At 39.4% G+C, this 19,898-nt stretch carries 21 protein-coding genes and 2 pseudogenes; 21 read left to right on the forward strand and 2 right to left on the reverse strand.

The window, feature by feature from the left end; translation table 11 throughout:
• Nucleotides 1–55: 55 nt before the first annotated feature.
• The 21 genes and pseudogenes from G4407_RS10780 to G4407_RS10880 form a co-directional block, all read left to right on the forward strand.
• Nucleotides 56–772, forward strand: a pseudogene (locus G4407_RS10780) (sugar nucleotidyltransferase); the annotation flags it as partial.
• 35 nt (nucleotides 773–807) lie between these two features.
• Nucleotides 808–1,827, forward strand: a complete 1,020-nt coding sequence (gene rfbB / locus G4407_RS10785; RefSeq protein WP_173688874.1) for a dTDP-glucose 4,6-dehydratase — start codon at nucleotides 808–810, stop codon at nucleotides 1,825–1,827.
• Between the two features lie 14 nt (nucleotides 1,828–1,841).
• Nucleotides 1,842–2,756, forward strand: a pseudogene (rfbD, locus tag G4407_RS10790) (dTDP-4-dehydrorhamnose reductase).
• Between the two features lie 19 nt (nucleotides 2,757–2,775).
• The gene (gene rfbC / locus G4407_RS10795; protein ID WP_173688875.1) at nucleotides 2,776–3,384 is read left to right on the forward strand and encodes a dTDP-4-dehydrorhamnose 3,5-epimerase; all 609 of its coding nucleotides are present in this window, start codon (nucleotides 2,776–2,778) and stop codon (nucleotides 3,382–3,384) included.
• Nucleotides 3,385–3,605: 221 nt separating this feature from the next.
• Entirely contained in the window at nucleotides 3,606–3,968 is a 363-nt protein-coding gene (locus G4407_RS10800) for an acyltransferase (protein WP_173688876.1), read from the forward strand.
• Nucleotides 3,961–4,998 (forward strand): glycosyltransferase family 2 protein, encoded by a 1,038-nt coding sequence (locus G4407_RS10805; protein ID WP_173688877.1) that lies wholly within the window; start codon nucleotides 3,961–3,963, stop codon nucleotides 4,996–4,998. The genes G4407_RS10800 and G4407_RS10805 overlap by 8 nt, the downstream gene beginning before the upstream one ends.
• Nucleotides 4,999–5,008: 10 nt before the next feature.
• A complete protein-coding gene (locus tag G4407_RS10810; RefSeq protein ID WP_173688878.1) occupies nucleotides 5,009–6,109 on the forward strand; it encodes a polysaccharide pyruvyl transferase family protein in 1,101 nt (366 codons plus the stop codon).
• Nucleotides 6,110–6,124: 15 nt separating this feature from the next.
• The gene (locus tag G4407_RS10815; RefSeq protein ID WP_173688879.1) at nucleotides 6,125–7,024 is read left to right on the forward strand and encodes an alpha-1,2-fucosyltransferase; all 900 of its coding nucleotides are present in this window, start codon (nucleotides 6,125–6,127) and stop codon (nucleotides 7,022–7,024) included.
• A 4-nt stretch (nucleotides 7,025–7,028) separates the two neighbouring features.
• On the forward strand, nucleotides 7,029–7,877 hold the full coding sequence (locus tag G4407_RS10820; RefSeq protein WP_173688880.1) for a glycosyltransferase family 2 protein: 849 nt from the start codon (nucleotides 7,029–7,031) through the stop codon (nucleotides 7,875–7,877).
• A gap of 1 nt (nucleotide 7,878) precedes the next feature.
• Nucleotides 7,879–8,973: a glycosyltransferase family 4 protein gene (locus G4407_RS10825; RefSeq protein ID WP_173688881.1), complete on the forward strand. Its 1,095-nt coding sequence runs from the start codon at nucleotides 7,879–7,881 to the stop codon at nucleotides 8,971–8,973.
• Entirely contained in the window at nucleotides 8,957–10,189 is a 1,233-nt protein-coding gene (locus tag G4407_RS10830; RefSeq protein ID WP_173688882.1) for a hypothetical protein, read from the forward strand. The genes G4407_RS10825 and G4407_RS10830 overlap by 17 nt, the downstream gene beginning before the upstream one ends.
• Entirely contained in the window at nucleotides 10,186–11,322 is a 1,137-nt protein-coding gene (locus G4407_RS10835) for a Coenzyme F420 hydrogenase/dehydrogenase, beta subunit C-terminal domain (protein WP_173688883.1), read from the forward strand. The genes G4407_RS10830 and G4407_RS10835 overlap by 4 nt, the downstream gene beginning before the upstream one ends.
• An 88-nt stretch (nucleotides 11,323–11,410) precedes the next feature.
• Entirely contained in the window at nucleotides 11,411–12,352 is a 942-nt protein-coding gene (locus G4407_RS10840; RefSeq protein WP_173688884.1) for a glycosyltransferase family 2 protein, read from the forward strand.
• A 69-nt stretch (nucleotides 12,353–12,421) separates the two neighbouring features.
• Nucleotides 12,422–13,864 carry a flippase gene (locus G4407_RS10845; RefSeq protein ID WP_173688885.1) on the forward strand — a complete coding sequence of 481 codons (1,443 nt, stop codon included), beginning with the start codon at nucleotides 12,422–12,424 and terminating at the stop codon, nucleotides 13,862–13,864.
• 297 nt (nucleotides 13,865–14,161) lie between these two features.
• Nucleotides 14,162–15,922, forward strand: coding sequence for a hypothetical protein (locus tag G4407_RS10850; RefSeq protein ID WP_173688886.1), 1,761 nt, complete (start codon nucleotides 14,162–14,164; stop codon nucleotides 15,920–15,922).
• 69 nt (nucleotides 15,923–15,991) lie between these two features.
• Nucleotides 15,992–16,318 carry a hypothetical protein gene (locus tag G4407_RS10855; protein ID WP_173688887.1) on the forward strand — a complete coding sequence of 109 codons (327 nt, stop codon included), beginning with the start codon at nucleotides 15,992–15,994 and terminating at the stop codon, nucleotides 16,316–16,318.
• A 39-nt stretch (nucleotides 16,319–16,357) separates the two neighbouring features.
• A complete protein-coding gene (locus G4407_RS10860) occupies nucleotides 16,358–16,750 on the forward strand; it encodes a pyridoxamine 5'-phosphate oxidase family protein (protein WP_173688931.1) in 393 nt (130 codons plus the stop codon).
• Between the two features lie 101 nt (nucleotides 16,751–16,851).
• Entirely contained in the window at nucleotides 16,852–17,235 is a 384-nt protein-coding gene (gloA2, locus tag G4407_RS10865; RefSeq protein WP_173688888.1) for an SMU1112c/YaeR family gloxylase I-like metalloprotein, read from the forward strand.
• Nucleotides 17,236–17,249: 14 nt separating this feature from the next.
• Nucleotides 17,250–17,765, forward strand: a complete 516-nt coding sequence (locus tag G4407_RS10870) for a GNAT family N-acetyltransferase (protein ID WP_173688889.1) — start codon at nucleotides 17,250–17,252, stop codon at nucleotides 17,763–17,765.
• A gap of 3 nt (nucleotides 17,766–17,768) precedes the next feature.
• On the forward strand, nucleotides 17,769–18,563 hold the full coding sequence (locus G4407_RS16580; RefSeq protein WP_243868838.1) for a hypothetical protein: 795 nt from the start codon (nucleotides 17,769–17,771) through the stop codon (nucleotides 18,561–18,563).
• A gap of 87 nt (nucleotides 18,564–18,650) precedes the next feature.
• Nucleotides 18,651–18,971 carry a hypothetical protein gene (locus tag G4407_RS10880; protein WP_173688890.1) on the forward strand — a complete coding sequence of 107 codons (321 nt, stop codon included), beginning with the start codon at nucleotides 18,651–18,653 and terminating at the stop codon, nucleotides 18,969–18,971.
• Nucleotides 18,972–19,077: 106 nt separating this feature from the next.
• On the opposite strand, the gene G4407_RS10885 is transcribed toward G4407_RS10880, so the two are convergent.
• Nucleotides 19,078–19,269, reverse strand: a complete 192-nt coding sequence (locus tag G4407_RS10885; RefSeq protein ID WP_173688891.1) for a DUF6219 family protein — start codon at nucleotides 19,267–19,269, stop codon at nucleotides 19,078–19,080.
• 174 nt (nucleotides 19,270–19,443) lie between these two features.
• Nucleotides 19,444–19,896 (reverse strand): YolD-like family protein, encoded by a 453-nt coding sequence (locus tag G4407_RS10890; protein WP_173688892.1) that lies wholly within the window; start codon nucleotides 19,894–19,896, stop codon nucleotides 19,444–19,446.
• Nucleotides 19,897–19,898 lie beyond the last annotated feature (2 nt).

Here is a 19,898-nt window from a genome sequence, read left to right on the forward strand (position 1 = left end):
TTTTATATGTGCATTATAATTTGAAATTTAAAGCGGTAGGTTTTTCAGTGCCCTCTTTGAGAATCTGCTGGGTGATGGTCACCAGTTTGGTGTGAATCTGACCTATGCTGTTCAACCTTCTCCGGATGGACTGGCACAGGCCTTTATCATTGGTGCGGATTTTATCGGTAACGACTCTGTGGCTATGGTTCTGGGCGACAATATCTTTGCAGGTCATGGACTGAAAAAGCGTCTGCAAGCAGCTGTCCAGAATGCAGAAAACGGAAAGGGTGCAACGGTGTTTGGTTACTATGTGGACGATCCGGAGCGTTTCGGTATCGTGGAGTTCGATAAGAACGGTAAGGCCGTTTCTATCGAAGAAAAACCGGAGCATCCGAAGAGCAATTACTGTGTCACGGGTCTGTACTTTTATGATAACCGTGTAGTCGAGTTTGTTAAGAGCCTGAAACCGTCTGCTCGTGGTGAGCTGGAGATTACCGACCTGAATCGCATTTATCTGGAAGATGGTTCTCTGAATGTGGAACTGCTGGGTCAGGGCTTCACTTGGCTGGACACTGGTACACATGAGAGCTTGGCGGATGCCACCAACTTCGTAAAGACTGTGGAACAGCATCAGCATCGTAAGATTGCCTGCCTGGAGGAAATCGCATACCTGAATGGCTGGATCAGCAAAGATGACCTGATGGAAGTCTATGAGGTCATGAAGAAGAACCAGTACGGCCAGTATCTGAAGGATGTTATGGACGGCAAGTATCAGGAGCATCTGTATTAATTCGAGGATAAGTAAAAGTTAGAGGAGATTAAATCATGAATATTATTGTTACCGGCGGTGCTGGTTTTATTGGTAGTAACTTTGTGTTCCATATGCTGAAGAAGTATCCGGATTACCGGATCATCTGTCTGGACAAGCTGACTTACGCAGGCAACTTGTCCACGCTGGCACCTGTTATGGATAACCCGAATTTTCGCTTTGTGAAGGCCGATATCTGCGACCGCGAAGCTGTAGACAAGCTGTTTGAAGAAGAGCATCCGGACATCGTAGTCAACTTTGCGGCAGAATCCCATGTTGACCGTTCCATTGAAGATCCGGGCATCTTCCTCCAGACCAATATCATCGGTACCAGTGTTCTGATGGATGCTTGCCGTAAGTATGGCATCCAGCGTTACCATCAGGTTTCTACTGATGAGGTTTATGGCGACCTGCCGTTGGATCGTCCTGACCTGTTCTTCACCGAGGAAACTCCGATTCACACCAGCTCTCCGTACAGCAGTTCCAAGGCTGCTGCTGACCTGCTGGTTCTGGCTTACCACCGTACCTACGGCCTGCCTGTGACCATTTCCCGTTGTTCCAACAACTATGGTCCGTATCACTTCCCGGAGAAACTGATTCCGCTGATGATAGCAAATGCGCTGGCTGACAAGCCACTACCCGTTTACGGCGAAGGCCTGAATGTCCGTGACTGGCTGTATGTCGAAGACCACTGCAAGGCTATCGACCTGATTATCCATAAGGGTCATGTTGGTGAGGTCTACAATGTCGGTGGCCACAATGAGAAGCAGAACATCGAAATCGTGAAGATTATCTGCAAGGAGTTGGGTAAGCCGGAGAGTTTGATTACCCATGTTGGCGACCGTAAGGGCCATGATATGCGCTACGCCATCGACCCGACCAAGATCCACAATGAGCTGGGCTGGCTGCCAGAAACCAAGTTCGAGGACGGCATCAAGAAGACCATCCAGTGGTATCTCGATAACCGTGAGTGGTGGGAAACCATCATCAGCGGCGAGTATCAGAACTACTACGAGAAGATGTACAGCAATCGCTAACAGGAGGAAAGAACATGAAGTTTTTTGTAACCGGCGTTGGCGGTCAGCTGGGCCATGATGTGATGAATGAACTGCTGAAGCGCGGTCATGAGGGTGTCGGTTCTGATATTCAGGAAACCTATAGCGGTGTGGCAGATGGTTCTGCGGTAACAAAAGCACCGTATGTGGCTCTAGACATTACAGATAAAGACGCTGTTGAGAAAGTAATTACAGAAGTGAATCCGGATGCCGTGATCCACTGCGCGGCATGGACTGCTGTGGATATGGCGGAGGACGACGATAAAGTGGCGAAAGTGCGTGCCATCAATGTTGGCGGCACCCAGAATATTGTGGATGTCTGCAAGAAGCTGGACTGCAAGATGACCTACATCAGCACAGACTATGTGTTTGACGGTCAGGGCACAGAGCCTTGGCAGCCGGACTGCAAGGATTATAAGCCTTTGAATGTGTACGGTCAGACGAAGCTGGAAGGTGAGCTGGCAGTCAGCCAGACGCTGGAGAAATATTTCATTGTCCGCATTGCATGGGTGTTTGGTCTGAACGGTAAGAACTTCATCAAGACTATGCTGAATGTCGGCAAGACCCACGACACTGTCCGTGTGGTCAATGACTAGATTGGCACACCGACCTATACATACGACTTGGCTCGACTGCTCGTCGATATGAATGAAACTGAGAAATACGGCTATTATCATGCCACCAACGAGGGCGGCTATATTAGCTGGTACGATTTTACGAAAGAAATCTACCGTCAGGCTGGCTATAAGACGGAAGTCCTGCCAGTGACCACGGCGGAGTATGGTCTGAGCAAGGCTGCTCGTCCATTTAACAGCCGCCTGGATAAGAGCAAGCTGGTGGAAGCAGGCTTTACTCCGCTTCCGACTTGGCAGGATGCACTGAGCCGTTACCTGAAAGAAATCGAGCAGTAATAGAGGAGATAGAAGAACGATGGGACAGATTAAAGTTGAGAAAAATGTAGGTAGCATCGAGGGCCTTTGTGTTATTGAGCCTGCTGTTCATGGTGATGCCCGTGGCTATTTCATGGAAACCTACAACGAAAAAGATATGAAAGAAGTTGGCATTGATATCCACTTCGTACAGGATAACCAGTCCATGTCCACAAAAGGCGTGCTGCGTGGTCTGCACTTCCAGAAGCAGTATCCGCAGTGTAAGCTGGTGCGCGCTGTGCGCGGTACTGTGTTTGATGTTGCTGTTGATTTGAGAAGCAACTCTGAAACCTATGGTAAGTGGTATGGTGTGACCCTGTCTGCTGAGAACAAGAAGCAGTTCCTCATCCCGGAGGGCTTTGCACATGGCTTCTTGGTTCTGAGTGATGAGGCTGAGTTCTGCTACAAGGTCAATGACTTCTGGCATCCGAATGATGAGGGCGGTATGGCTTGGAATGACCCGGAGATCGGCATCGAGTGGCCAGAGTTGAAGGGTGAATACAAGGGCAGTGCCATTGCAGAGGGCTACACGCTGAAAGATGGTACGGCATTGAACCTGAGTGAAAAGGATCAGAAGTGGCTTGGACTGAAAGATACTTTTAAGTTTTAAGATGTCACGTAGTCATTTTCAATAAAGCGACTGCATCTGAAACAAAAAAGACAGCCACAATTTGAAAAATGTCTTTGATGGTGAGGAAAATAATGTCTGAATATCTGATAAAAATTATAAATCGAGTTATCGGGATTCTTAAAATTCTGTGCTGGAAAATTTTATATGGGAGTCGCTTTCATTTAGGCAAAATGACTTTCTTTTATCCGGGATGTCATTTGATGATTGAAAAAACAGGAAGCATTAATATTGGAGATAATTGTTTTTTTAACCGTAATTGTTCAATGACATCTCTAGGCGAAATTAATATAGGGAATGATTGTATATTTGGGGAAAATGTCAAGATATACGACCATAACCATAAAACTGATTCTATAAATGGACTCTTCAGAAAACAAGGTTATGTTGTAGGAAGAGTTGAAATTGGATCGAATGTCTGGATAGGAAGCGACGTCTTAATTCTTCCAAATGTTAGGATTGGAAATAATGTTGTTATTGCGGCCGGTGCAATAGTTACAAAGAATATTCCGGACAATGTGACTTACATACAAAAAAGAAACAGTGTGGAGGTGCAAAATGGATAAAAATCTCCGGTTTAGTATTGTTGTACCGATTTATAACGTTGAAAAATTTCTTGACCGGTGCATAGCAAGCGTTCTGAGTCAAAGCTATGATAATTATGAATTAATTCTTGTGGATGATGGAGCTACTGATAATAGCGGTAAAATTTGTGACGCTTATGCTTTGAAAAATGACCACATTCGAGTTATACATAAAGCAAATGGTGGGTTAGTTAGTGCTCGAAGAGCTGGTGTAATGGCTGCAAAGGGTGAGTATGTTGGCTATGTAGATGGAGATGATTGGGTTTCAGATAATTGGCTTGCTGAAGTTAATAAGGTGATTACGGAAGCTCATCCAGATATTGTGGAATATAATGCGTTTAAAAGCACAGATGGGAAAAATGTTGAGATGATAACATCGCATTTTAGAGGATTCTTTGGCGAACAAGATGTCAAAGAAAAGATTATTCCATGTATGCTTTGTGACAGAAATCAAAGATTTTACACGTTTGGTGTTTTACCGGCAGTATGGTCTAAAATTATTAAGACCGAAATTCTAAGAGACAATCTTTGCTCTGAAGACAAAATTACTTTTGGTGAAGATGTCGCATGTATATACAATAGCATATTAGAATGCAAGTCTTTTTATGGCATTGATATTCCATTATATTATTATCGGCAAAACAGTCAATCTATGACAAAAGCGTATGATGCGCGACGATTTGAAAGACTGAGAGTCTTATTTGCTTATCTGAATAAGGAACTATTACAGAACAATAAAAAGTTGAAAAGTCAATATGATAGCTATGTTTTGTTCTGTATTTTTTATGCGTCCCTGAATGAAGCTAAGAATAATGTTAGTTTCAAAGAAATGGGCAAGAAATTTGAAGACGGATTAAAAAGACTTGATTTAGAAAACTTCGTCAATGAAACGACTATAAAGATTGGCATACCTTGGAATGTGATGCTTTATCTCATAAAGAAGAAAAAGTATAAAATGCTGATGGTGTTATGCAGGGCGATTGTTAAGGTCAAGTATTCATATAGAGCATAAGGAAATGATTATGAAAAAAATTTGTTTTGTAACACGCCATGCAATTGTAAATTATGGCTCTTTTTTGCAAACGTATGCAACACAAAAACTATTTGAAGACTACGGATATAATGCAGAAGTTCTGGATTATGTTCGAGAAGATGAAGAATATCATAATGTGACAGAACTGCTGTTAAAAAAGTCTAAAAAATGGAACCGGAATATTTTTACTAGACTTATATATAGAATCGTTCAATGGCCAGATCACTATATTTGTGGAAGAGCATTTGAAAAGGAAAGAGCCAAGTATCTGAATTTGAGCGAGCGCATTACAAATCCAGTTGTAGATGCAAACAAAATACCGACAGCTGATATCTATTGTACAGGTAGTGATCAAGTTTGGGGAGAAATTGCTCAAGATGATGTAGATCCTATGTATTTCTTGAGTTTTGCTCCGCATGATGCGAAAAAGATAGCGTTCTCTGCAAGTTTTGGAAAAGAAAATTATCCGAAAGAGAGAATTGATAAGTTCAGAGAATTGTTGTCTGGATATAATTACATAACCGTTCGAGAAGATAGTGCGGTTAATATAGTAAATAAAGCTGGATATGAGGCAATACAGATTCTTGATCCAACAATGATTTTTGGAGGAGATCGATGGAGAAAACAATTGCTGCCGATACATGAAAAAGGGTATGTATTGCTTTATCAACTTAATGCCAATCGTGAAATGGATGAATATGCAAAGCAATTTGCGAATAAAGCGGGGTTAAAATTGCTTAGAGTTTCTGTTGAGGCGCATAACTGTATGCGGGTAGGAAAATTTAAGCTGTGTTTATCACCATTTAAATTTTTATCATATATTGCAAACGCAGAATATATGATTACTGATTCCTTTCACGGTACTGCTTTTGCAATAATGTTTAACAGGCAGTTTGTCGAAGTATTACCGAAAGAAAAAATTACGAGAAATTTGAGTGTTTTGAAGCAGTTTGGATTAGAGGATAGAATATTAAATAGCCTTGGTGACTTTTCATATATTAATCAAAAGATTGACTACAAGATTGTAAATGATATCTTAGAAAAATATCGGAGGCAATCGAATGAACAGTTAAAGAAAATGCTTATCTGATGGAGAAATGTAAGGATGATTGAAGTAAATATAGTGGGTCAATTGGGAAATCAACTTTTTGAGTATGCGTGTGCACGACAGCTGCAGGAAAAATATGGCGGCAAGATTTATCTTAACACATATGAAATGCGACAGAATACGCCCAATTTTCGGTTGGCTTTACTTGATTTTAATTTAAATGAAAATGTGGAGGTTGTTTCAGAAAGACCGTTAAAGGAAGCAAATGCAGATAACTATTCAGTCAAAATTTTAAGAAAATTTTTTCCGGATTTGTACTTTAACATGATGGCGAAAAAAGGTGTTTTTGTTTGGAAATCTGCACGGATTTATAAGCCTTTGCCGTTGTTGAATGAAGAATTGCAGAAACGAATTGTCCTTAATGGTTACTGGCAGAGCGAAAAGTATTTTTCTGACGTGGCAGAAATTCTTCGGACGGAACTCACTCCAAAAGAACCACTGCAACCACAAAATGAAGAACTATATAATAAAATCAGAAATACAAATTCAGTTTGCGTTACTATTCGGCGCGGAGATTTTATGAATGATAAGAACAAAGGTACTTTTTATATATGTGATAATACATATTTTAGAAATGCTCTTACCTATATAAAAAACCGTTTGCCAGATTGCACATTCTTTGGCTTCTCCGATGATATAGATTGGGTAAAAAATAATATGGAATTTCCAGGAGAAGTCTATTATGAGAGTGGAGTGGATCCGGTATGGGAAAAACTGCGTTTGATGTCAGCGTGTAAACATTTTGTACTGTCTAACAGTTCGTTTAGTTGGTGGGCTCAGTATCTGTCAAATGAAAAGAAAAAAATTGTGGTTGCACCGGATATCTGGTATAAGACGGGTAAACATGCTAAAGCAGATTTATATCAAGATAATTGGGAATTAATACACATAGGGTGAGAGTATGGAAGCTATTTTTGCGGGAATTGTTTTATTCAATCCGGAAATTAGTAGGTTGAAGGAAAACATTACACATATTTTAGGTCAAGTAGATCGACTAATATTGGTAGATAATGGATCTAGCAATAAAGAAGAAATTCAGGGTGAAATCCAAAATTTTAACACATCCAAAATACTATATATAGACTTACATGAAAATAAAGGAATTGCAGCGGCACTTAATGTCATTGCGGATTCAACGGAAAGTTGCGGCGTAAAGTGGGTTCTTACATTGGATCAAGATACCGTATGTAAGGATGATATAATTGACAAGTATAGACCATATTTGTCTATGAAAAATGTTGGACAGCTTACATGCCTTTATCAAGACAGAAATTTTTTAGAAGATGAATGTAAAAAAGAAGGCACTGAATTTGGTGAGTTAAAAGAAGTAGCTTGGTGTATTACTTCAGCGGCATTGCTTAATGTAGAAGCGTGGGAAAAAGCTGGGAAATTTGACGAGAGTCTTTTTATAGATCAGGTTGATTATGATATGTGCCTCACGATGAGAGAAAAAGGGTATTATATATATCAAGCTGACTTTGTGGGGTTTGTTCATGAGATAGGACAGGGACACATTGTAAAAGTCGGACCTTGGAAGATAAAAACATGGAATCACTCACCCTTTAGAAGATATTATGGAACGAGAAATGCGATGATTGTTTCAAAAAAGCATAAAGAAATTAGTGAGGTGAGAGCATTTCTTGGAGCAGTGAAGCATGTTATTATCATATTTATTTTTGAAGATCAAAAGTTAGAAAAACTAAGTGCCGGATTGAAAGGACTCAAGGATGGTATGAAGGAGAAAAGGTAAGATGGTTATAAATATTATAGTTCCAGGTATAGGATTATCAGGAGGCATGAGAGTCCTTTTTCAGTACGGTGAGTTGTTTAAAGCTAAAGGACATGATGTCGTCTTTTATACACCTTTAATGGCATATGATGTGCAAAATAGCAACTCGTTGATTTTAAATAAGGCGCATGTTGTAACGAACACAATAAAAAGAATTTATAGCTATAAAATAAAGAAAAAATATAAGAATCTTCAATTTGATGTGAAGGTACTTCCAGTTCCATTTGTTTCCGATCGATACATTAGAAATGCTGATGTTTGTATGGCGAGTGCTTGGCCGACGGCTTTTTCAGTAGCTAGATTGAGCCCCAATAAAGGTAAAAAGGTATATTTGATTCAAGACTATGAAATATGGAATAATGAAGAACTTGGAAGAAAATCATACACACAACCTCTGCGACATATTGTAATATCAACTTGGATAAAAAATAAATTAATAGAGCAACTTGGGGCAGAAGATGCGCCAATTGTTTTTGATGGGTTGGATTTAGAAGTATTTAATAATCCGAAAAAAAAATACGATTTTGGAGATCGAACAATTGAGGTTTTAATGCTGTATCACGATCTTCCCAAAAAGGGTGTAAAAGATGGACTAACAGCATATAAAAATGCGAAAGACAGATATCCTAATGTGAAATTGACAATGTTTGGGTTGGCAGATCGACCGGACATTTCTGATGAGATTGTATACTATAAGGATCCGTCAAGAGAAGAATTAAAAGGATTATATAAAAAGGCGGATATCTTTTTATACACATCGAGAGAAGAAGGATGGGGATTGACTCCGCTTGAAGCAATGGCAAGTAAGTGCGCTGTAGTAGGAACAAATACAGGTTGTATGTTAGATATCGGTTCGGATAGAGAAAATGCTTTGCTTTGTGAACCAGGTGATGTCAGAAAAATGACGGAAAATTTGTGTGAACTATTTGAAAATCATGAAATGATAATTGAGCTCGCTGAAAATGGCTACAAGACTGTTCAACAGTTTTCGTGGAACAATTCTGTAAACCAGCTAGAAAGGGAATTAAGGAATATATGCGATGAAGATAAAGACTGAAACAATAACGTTTTCAATTTGGTGCGTTATACTGTTTAGTAGAATATTAATAAGTCAGGACAGCAGTGTGATTTCAAGCCCTCTGAAAATGTACTATATTTCATCAGTACTTTTGATTGTATTTATATTTTTTCAATGGATACGCAACTCTAAAAAGTTGAGACCAAGCCCAATACTTTTTTGGGGAAGTGCATTCGGCGTGTATGTGATTTTGTTTGGAAAGATTCTTGTAAATAATAGTTTAAAGGGTTTGACAGAGTTTACATTTAATGCACTAGTGATATTTTATGTTCTTGTTTTTATAATGGCTTCTTATATAAAAGACAGTAAGTGTAGAAAGGTTACTTTTGTAAAAACAACATTTTGGACATTCACGATAGGAATGATTTTTAGCGCTGCGTTAAATTGGGATGGGAAACTCGCACTTGGCGAGTTAGTAAGTAATGTTTTTGGTGGATATACAAGAACTAGAGCTGCATTTGGGTTTTACCACCCGAATGCAGCAGCCAATATAGCACTTTGTGTTATTGTTTTATCTAGCTATTTAGTCTGTGAAAATAGGAAAAAGAACATATATTTCATAATAGATGTATTTATGATGTACATTATATTGGCAACAGCATCTAGAACTACGTTGAGTGCACTTATATTGTTCATTGTGTTGCTAATGTATAGTAGGCTTATAAATAAGATAAAAAGCAATAATGGAAAAAGAGGTTTAATAGTTGGACTTATCTTGATTGTAATGTTGCTTTTGCTATTTAGTGGTGAAAACGGAATAGCAGGATTGTTTACATTATCTAATAGATCTTATAACTTTATTTATAATGTCCCAGTGCTGGTGAAAAGCGGGCGGCTTTGGATTGGGTTGGGATTGATAGGTTCAGGAGAATTTTACCAATTACCGCAGTATAATACTTTTTTTGTAGATAACTATTTTCTCTATGTTTTAATGTCAACAGGAATTCTTGGCTTGATTTTTATGTCGTGTTTCATGATATATACTTTGAAAAAACTTATAAATCAATCGAACAATAACTTATTTGAAAGGTTGACATTAATTGTGTTTGGAATAAATATATTTTCATGTTTGGGAGAAACATGCTTTATGTATCCCTCTTTTGCATCCTGTTTTGCTTTTACAGTGTTGTATATAGCCTGTGCCAGTAGCAAAGAGCAAAATGAAATAGAAAAATGTGAGGGGAGTACAGTATGAAAACGGTTTGTAATGAAAATCAATGCACAGGCTGTATGGCTTGCGTGGATATATGTGCGAAGAACGCAATACACATTGTTGATGCTATTGATGCTTTTAATGCAGTTATTGATGAGGATAAATGTATTAATTGCGGTATGTGCGAGAAAGTATGTCAACAGAAAAACTTACCTCAATTACGCTCGCCAATTATTTGGAAGCAAGGTTGGACGTATGATGATAAAATCCGAATGATGTCTGCATCTGGTGGAATTGCGACGGAACTGGCAAGAACGTTTATAGAAAAGGGCGGAAAGGTTTGTAGCTGTCTTTTCCGTGAGGGAGATTTTGTTTTTGATATAGTAGACGATATGAACAGATTGAACTGTTTTGCGGGGTCAAAATATATTAAAAGCAATCCGACAGGCATTTACAAGACTATAAAAAGGGAACTGGCAAAGGAAACTGAAATTCTTTTTATAGGATTACCTTGTCAGGTTGCAGCTTTAAGAAATTATGTTGGAGATCCTCTGGGTGAAAAGCTTACTACCATTGATTTAATTTGTCATGGGACACCATCGCCTAAAATTTTAGATATGTTTTTAAAGCAGTATGGTGAAGATATACATAAGGTGGCGTCTATTGATTTTCGAGTTAAAGGAAACTTTCAAGTATTAGAGCGTTCGCATACCATAGTAACGCGCGGAGTATGTGATAGGTATATGATTTCGTTTTTATCTGCACTATCTTACACAGAAAATTGTTATAGCTGTAAGTATGCGCAAGAAAAACGACCGGGTGATATTACATTAGGTGATTCATGGGGGACAGAACTCTCAGAGGACGAATGGCATAAAGGTGTTTCACTTGTATTATGCCAGACGGAAAAAGGAAAAAGCCTTTTGGAATTTGCTAAAATCAAATTGGTTGATGTAAATGTTGAAAAGGCAAAAGAAAATAATCACCAGTTGGAGCATCCGTCAAAAGCACCGAAATCAAGAGAGAAATTTATCAAGCATATAAAACACGGTATGAAGTTTAATCGTGCGGTTTTGCTTGCGCTTCCGAAGAATTGTGGAAAACAAGTAGTAAAAGAAGTTTTGATTAAGTGCAAGTTATTGGCTCCTGGGGGGGGGGGTAACATATCAAATTAGCGTGAGTGATTAATGCCTAATAAAAGATGTTGGTATAGAAGATAATTCGGATTTGAAAATAAAATGGAAAGGAAGTGTATGAAGAAGAATGACGAAGATGCCATTGATATCGGTTATTGTGCCTGCATATAATGTGTCAAATTCTATTGCGATGACACTTGATCTGTTGCGAAGACAAACTTATGATAACTTGGAGATAATTTGTATTAATGACGGTTCTACTGATTCCACTCCCGATATTATTAATGCATTAAAACAAAAGGACTCAAGAATTGTACTAATAAATAAGAGAAATGGAGGCGTCTCTTCGGCAAGAAATATTGGCTTGAATACTGCGCACGGGGAATACGTGTGTTTTTTTGACCCTGGAGATGAAGCTGATTCTAATTTTGTTATGTATCTATACAAATTGTTATTGAGTGAAAAAGCAGATTTGGCAATTTGTTCATACAATTTCAAAATGGAAAATGGACAAATACTTGACAGAAAGCGGTTCTATGAAATTGTAGATACAAATACGATTTTTAATCAAGAAGAAGCGTTAACAGAGATTATAAAAGCGTATGGTAAATTTTGTGGTCATGTATGGGATAAGTTGTTTGTTAGAAATATAATTGGAAACATTCGCTTTGATGAAAACATCCACAATTGTGAGGATACATTGTTTAATGTGCAATATATCAAGAGATGCCGAAAAGTTATACTTGGGCCAGAAGTGCATTACAATTATATACAAAGTGACTCGAGTGTGACGCATGGTAAATATTCGTACAAGTTTCATTCAGGACTTTGTGCATGGCGTAGAATAATAGAAGAACTTGATAGTTATGTTGAGCGAGAACTATTAAATAAGAACATGAGTGCATTGGTGACGATGTACTCACGAATGGCATGGAAAAGTTTGAATAGAGAAGAACAAAGAAAGTATAAAAAGGATTTTATAAAGTTAATGAATCAGTATCATTCTTTTTCGTCAATAAAGCAACTGATAAAAAGGGTGATATGTAAAATATACTGGATAGCTGTTTGAAAGGACGATTACATGGCGTAGTATATTAATGCTGGTTTATGTGAAAATTGTGGAAGGAGTTGAGAAAGAATGAAAACCCAAAGATCTATTGGTGTCAATGCAGGACTCAACATGATTAGAACGGCATGTCAGGTGATTTTTCCATTGATTACGTTTCCGTATGTATCACGAGTCCTTCATGTTGAAAATATAGGAATTTACAAGTTTTGTCAGTCGGTCATTTCGTATTTTTCATTGCTGGCGGGTTTAGGAATTAGCACTTATGCTATCAGAGAGGGGGCAAGATATCGAGATGATGATGAAAAGATGTCATTGTTTGCTTCGGAGGTCTTTTCAATTAATTTTATTTCGACAGTTCTTTCGTATCTAATTTTAGGAGTATGTATCCTTTTAGTTCCAAGATTTAACCAATATAGTTCAATAATGGTAGCGTTAAGTATAAGTATAATGTTTACGCTGATTGGAAGTGAATGGATATTTCAAATTTATGAGGATTATAAATATATCACAATTCGAGGTATTCTGTTTCAGTTTATTTCGTTAATACTTATGTTTGTATTCGTTAAGAATAGCAGTGATTTGTTTGCTTATGTATGGATCACAGTTATATCATGCAGCGGCGCAAATATACTTAATGCTGTTTCTAGAAGAAAATATTGTAAGATAAAACTTACCATTAATAAAAAAATTCTAACGCATTTGGCCCCAATATTAGTTCTGTTTGCAACATCAGTAGCGACAACAATATATACGAATGCAGATACTACAATGCTTGGCTTCCTTTCAGGAAATAAATCAGTTGGATTGTATTCTGTTTCTACCAAAATTTATACTATTGTAAAACAAATGCTGGCCGCAATTATTATTGTTTCAATTCCGAGGTTATCTGCTTATCTGGGAGAGAAAAAAATAGACTATTTTAATAGAACGGCAAACCAGATTTTGAATGCACTTGTTGTTATTGTTGTTCCGGCAATGGTTGGAATGATTGCATTAAGCAAAAACATAGTTTTTATTGTCGCAGGACAAGAATATGTTGATGCAAATATATCGCTCAAAATTCTTTCTGTTGCATTGTTTTTTAGCATTTTTAGTTGGTTTTATACATCGTGCATTCTAATACCATATAGGTGCGAAAATAAGGTGTTGATGGCAACGATTGTTGCGGCACTTGTTAATATAGGATTGAATTTTATCCTTATTCCAACATTCCAGCAGAATGCTGCAGCATTTACTACTGTTATTGCGGAGTTACTGTCAATGGTTATAACATGGTGGTATGGAAGAAAATATTTTAAGGTCAGTTTTCTAAAAAAAGATATTGCCTCCGTTGCTATAGGCTGTCTAGCAATATGGACTATATGTTCTGTGTCAGAGAAATATATTAGTTCGGTACTGATTTCTACGGTTTTTTCAGTGACTGCTTCGGTTGCTGCTTATATGATTGTACTTTTAATAATGAAGAACCAGGCGGTAAAATTAGTTTTAGAGATACTTCATATCAAAAAATGATTTTGTTTTTTTTTAATTACACGAAAACACGGCCGGTGGAGTGCTAGGTGGATTGATGTACTACGGAATTGTGAAGGCTGAATTGTGAAGGCAAGAAAACGTCTGTAAAAAAAGGTAGAATTGTGATATACTGGGAGCGTAAGCTCCCTGCGCTGCTCGAATAAATCAAAAATCTTTTTGATAAATCACACACCTCTTCGTGGTGAGCAGCAGGCAACGATCTTATGATCGGCTGAGATGTGAAAAATAGAATTGTGGTGCATAAGAGAGCTACGCCAAAAAGGGGGCGTGCATAATATGGAACTTGGTTTGGTTGGAGACCATATTGCTGGTTTAGGTCTTGATGCGGCAAAACAGCATATGGAATCTAAAATAGACGAACATAAATTGAAATGTGCACTTAAAGAATACATTGAAAGTGAAAGAAAATATAACGATCTCTGCACGATGGCGGAAGAATGTGATTTTCAAGGGATTGTGGAGTATATTACTCAAGAATTATTAACTGATGTTGAAAATAGATTTTTCGCCGTGAGTGTAAACGATAGAAGAAAAGCACACGAAGAAATTATTTCAAAGGCAGTGGCATATTCTAAGGCATCCACGACAGAATCAAAAAAGCGTGTAAGTCGTTTAATTGCTATAAGCCTAGAAATTGTTCGGCAGTTTTTTAAGAAAAAAATTGCAGTTTCGGATTACTTACTTGCAGCGGAGATTGTAGATGCAGTTAATGAAAAAATAGTTCCGGCAGTTGAGTCTTCGACATCAGCTATACAGCACACTGTATTGGAAAGTAAAAATGAACTCGCCAATCAATTGGATATGGTGAAGCAGTCAATGGCGAATGGTCTTTTATATTCAGTAGAGAATATGTCGCAGATGGCAGCAACCGGTCAGTATTCGCAAGTTGAAAAAAATTTGAGAAAGTTGCTGGCTGGAATGTCGGTGGAACATCCGCTATATCCAGATTATGGATTTACATTCGACGGAGATATTTTAAAGAGCACGCCTCTTTCAGAGAAGGCACAGCAAAAATATCTTGCACGATTGAATTTTAAAGGAACGATACGTGTAGGCAGTCATTATTTCAATGACGCATCGGTTAATCCGATGGATTATGCTTATAGGCATCAGCTAAAATTGGTAATGTCTATAGATGAAGCGGTAAAACTATTAGGAAATAAACCAGATCCAATTCAGACTGAGGCAGAACAATATGTAGGGAAAGAAATTATAGCGATTCCACCTGAATTTCCAGAAGCCTTCCCTTGCTCAATTAAAGTGGGCGAGAAAACGTATTTTGATTATATCTTGCTTCGGACTGAGGAAATTTTGGATGATGGAACATATGTCATAGGAAACAGAGAACAAACAAATTCTACAATTTACTTTGAGATAAAAGTAAATCCACAAAATCCTCAAAAAGAAGATTTTACAGTTAATATTGCAAATGCTAATAATCACGAATTGCTAAATTATGCAAAATTCATGGATGAATTGGCGCAGGTTAAGGATTTACATATATATGCATTAAAGGTACAAAAGGATTTTATCGCGGGGATTATCAATAGTGTGAACTATGAAACAGGGTTTAATTCAATTGCTGATGAAATTGATTTTTTGAAGAGAATATGTGCAATTGAAGATTATTTCAATGTGAAATTGAATGTATCTGGAAATATTAGCGAGGAAGAATATCGCTGTGTATTCAGAGTTTCAGAATTAATTTTCAATGATGAGGTAGATTCAACATGGAAAGAGGCTTCTTTTACAGGAGTTCTAGGTGAAGAATTTCGTAAGCAGCTTGGAGATTTAGATACTCCTATATCTATGCTATCTTACGTTGGAATTTGTGATGTAAATTTGTTTGGAGCGGAATTTGAATTTAAGTATATGCGTACATATAGGTGTGCAGTAATGCAAGAATTGGATAGAATTAAGCAACTTGTTTCGTGTTTGGCGGACGGAGATCCAATTAGGATTAAATTTGCACCCGGTGAAGATAATAGCGCATTTGATACTTTGCATATTCCAGAAAAAATAGAGCTGGATGCTTAGGTGTTCATATTGCCCTCACCCCAACACAGTGCTGTACTTAAACCACTAAAAAGGAAAGAGGTTATCACGATGCCCAGAACGAAAGGCAGCAAAAACCGCCCCAAAACTAATAACGACTACGCAACCCAAATAACAGAAACGCAAGAAGAAATCACAACCCTCAACAGCGAAATTGCATCCGTCCAGAAAGCGATTGAGGAGCAGAAGAACGCTCTGAAAGAGAAGAAGAATGCTCTCAAGTCCACCCAGAAAGAACTGACAAAGCTGGAAGCAAAGAAAGCGGCAGCTGATCAGAAGGCCGCCGAAGAAGCAAAGAAGGCCGAGGCCGAAGAGGTGTTGAAGAAGTTACTGGCCAGTGGCATGAGCGCAGACGAGATTTTGGAAAAATTGAAATAACACACGACTGTGTATTACATCGGAAAGGAGATCCGTATCATGGAAGAAATCGTAAAGTTCTTAAAAGAGGCTGAAACATATTATTTGGCAACGGTCGAAGGCGACCAGCCGAGAGTGCGTCCGTTTGGCACGGCACATATTTTTGAAGGCAAGCTGTACATCCAGACTGGTAAGAAGAAGGATGTTTCCAAGCAGCTGCACGCCAACCCGAAAGCAGAACTGTGTGCATTCAAGGGCGGCGAGTGGATTCGCGTTGCCGGTGAGCTGGTAGAGGATGACCGTGTTGAGGCAAGACAGTCTATGCTGGATGCTTATCCGGGTCTGAAGAAGATGTATACTGCTGATGATGGTAACACCGAGGTGTTCTACTTCAAGAATGGTGTGGCTACCATTAGTTCCTTCACCCACGAGCCGAAAGTGATTAAGTTTTGATGATACTGCCGTGTGGACTGAACTCCAGGAGTTCACACGGTAATTTTTGAAGGTTGATGTATAGTTTGCAACGGAAATAAAAGAAATGGAGCGTAAGAAAAATGAATTTATCAAAAATACACCACATCGCAATCATCGTATCTGACTACGAAGCCGCAAAGAATTTTTATGTGAACAAGCTGGGCTTCTCTGTCATCAGAGAAAATTACCGCCCAGAGCGTAAAGACTGGAAGCTAGATCTGCGTGTCAATGAGCTTACAGAGTTGGAGATTTTCGCTGAGGAAAATCCACCGAAGCGTGTGAACCGCCCAGAGGCCTGTGGCCTGTGTCACCTTGCGTTCTGCGTTGATAGCGTGGAGCAGACGGTGAAAGAGCTGGGAGAATTAGGTATAGAATGTGAGTCAATCCGTGTGGATGACTATACCGGAAAGAAGATGACTTTCTTCCATGATCCGGACGGACTGCCGCTGGAGCTGCATGAGTAAAAGAGGTGGACAAAATGATATTTCGTAAGGCAGAAAAAGAAGATTTTTACAAAATAAGATCCCTGTACTGGAACTTGATTGATCAGGAGAAGGATGACCCGTCATTTCCACAATGGAAGAAAGGAATCCATCCATCGGATGAAATGATACAGGCCAGTATTGATAAGGGAGACCTGTATGTGCTGGCAGATGGTGATGAAATTGCGGCATGTGTGATAGCAAATGATGAAAAGGTCGATGGCTATGCAGATGCTCTGTGGCAGATTAATTCGGATGAGATAATTGTTCTTCATGTTCTGGCAGTGAATCCGGGGCAGAGAGGAAAAGGGCTGGCGCGGAGATTAGTGGAGAATGTGATTGAACTGGAGAGAAAAGCTGGCAGGAAAGCATTGAGGCTTGATGTAATCGAGAACAATATAACTGCCGAAAAGCTGTATCAGAAACTGGGCTTTCAATATGTTCAGACAAAAACGCTCTATTATGATGTAGTCGGGAAGATGACGTTCAAATTGTATGAGCTGGTGCTGTGAGCGATGGGAGAAAAAAGAGCGTATAAATCTCGGAAGCCAGGTGGCGGTCGAAAGAAGCTAAAGCCGGAGTATGATGCCGGGAAAAATCTGAAAGAGCAGATGGATTCGGTTGTGGCGCTTTATGAGGAGGAATGCTCCCTCCGATCCATTGCAGATGTGCTAACTCTGAATCCCATCAAAGTGAGGAAGCTCCTCATCACGGCTGGTGTGTATGAATCGGATGTGGCGGAGAAGGTACAGGATACCTTTGAGGAGTATCGAGAAACACAGAACTATAAAGAAGCCATCCTCTCAACCGCAAATACTCTTCAACTCTCCAAAGCCTCCGTTACCTCGTACCTGCCATATCAGAAAGGTGTATACTTCCCAAGTACTGCTGATAAAGAAAAAATTAGTGTTGGAGCGGAGCGGCGGCGGAGATACAGAGTAGTGAGAAAACTGAGATCAGAGCCAACAGAGGAGCACCTGTGGGAGACGATCTTGCTTTATTCTGGTGTGCGCTTTGAAACCTATTCCGGCTTACCCTTTACCTATGAAATACGAAAAGGCAGAAGCGGCGAATACACAAGGGAACTGTGGATCGATCGCCGAGAAAAGAGTAAAAGCTTGGCGTGGAGTTCGGTGTTGCTGGCACTGAACAATATAAAAAAGGTAGGAGAAGTGGTAAACCGCCCGAAAGCTCTGGGGGATATCCGAGGAGTGACTTATATTTACGGAATGTTCTATCGGTTCGGACTGATCGACATGCCAGATGAAGTGAAGCAGAAGATGGGCCATCCGAAAGGCCGCAAAAAATAGGTTGCTATGTACAAAAGTGTGCGGTAATATGTGCCGTAACTGAGGATGTGAATCTCAGTTGGGAAGGATGGTAGCATTATAGAAAAATTGAAAGAAGTGCTGGAGGATTGTATTAAGAAAACGGAGCCGGAGTATTATCCGCCAGTGGAGAATCTGCTGGATCTGATCTACGAGCATTACACGGAGAATAATCCAGTAGAGAAAAACACAGTTGCCGGGAAAGTAGCAAAGGAAAAAGAAAAGGAACTGGAAGAGTGGCTGCGTGGCTTGGAAGGTATGGATAGGCTGGTAGATGACTACATCGGCGATAAGATTCCTCTCTGGGAGAAGATCATGGACCGGCAGGGAACGGTGTGCTGTGCATGGGAGAAGACCGCTTTTGAGGAAGGCCTGAAAGTTGGAATTTGACTCATGATGGAAGTATACGGTATGTAACATTTAGTTTGTGATGGAAATAAAATGAACTCCTGGAGTTCAAAAAAGCCCTCGCTTGTTACGGCGAGGGTGTGTGTTCTTATTTTTCAGGCTTTTCATCTTTTTTCTTCTTCGGTGCAATTTTGTGGCCGGAGTAAATTGCCATACCCATGCAGACCAGAGAGCCACAAGCAAAATACTTGTGGGCCTGCATCAGCTTCTTGCAGCCTGTGTAGAAACACCCTGCCATGCAGGCAAGTGCGCCGAGTGACCAATATTTATGTGCTTTCATTTTGTGTGTCCTCCTTATCTTCTTTCCGTATTCTGAGCAGTTTCTCTTTTTCCATTTTACTCGCTAAGCGCACCGCTGGCTTCTCTTTATAGGTTTGTGCCCCGCAGTCAGGGCAACGATCCGGCAGCTTCTCAGCAGAGAAGCAGTAGCGGCAGGCGTCGCAAAAGTAGCAGTTCAAGTCATATTCACCCCAATCTCTAATATATCCTCAAATGCAATAATGGTCGGCAGCTCTTTGCCGGTATCATTTATAAATCCTGTGTAAACTCGTAGCTCTTTGTTTATTGCATCCACAGCATCCAGTACTCCGGCTATATCTTCATAGTAGCCGTCCGTGAAATATTTTATTGTGATCTCTTGTCCCTTCCGAAGCTGGCTGATCTTTTGATTCAGTGCTTGTTTGCCTTCTTCAGACAGTTCAATTCTATTTCCTTTGAGGTGATCTCTGCCCTCGGAAGCAATCTCATCCTCATAGCCTCGTAAGGCGGCAAAAGGAGAGAAGATTTTAGCGCGAGTTGACATCGGCATCCGGGGATGATTATGTGGTGGCTCTGGGCGGGGAGCATGGAGGATTTTGCCATACTTACTTTGGACGGCTCTGCCTTCCGGTGTGTTTTTGTAGTTCATGT

It is taken from the genome of Allocoprococcus comes, assembly GCF_013300725.1.
In the GTDB taxonomy this organism is placed as follows: domain Bacteria; phylum Bacillota; class Clostridia; order Lachnospirales; family Lachnospiraceae; genus Allocoprococcus; species Allocoprococcus comes_A.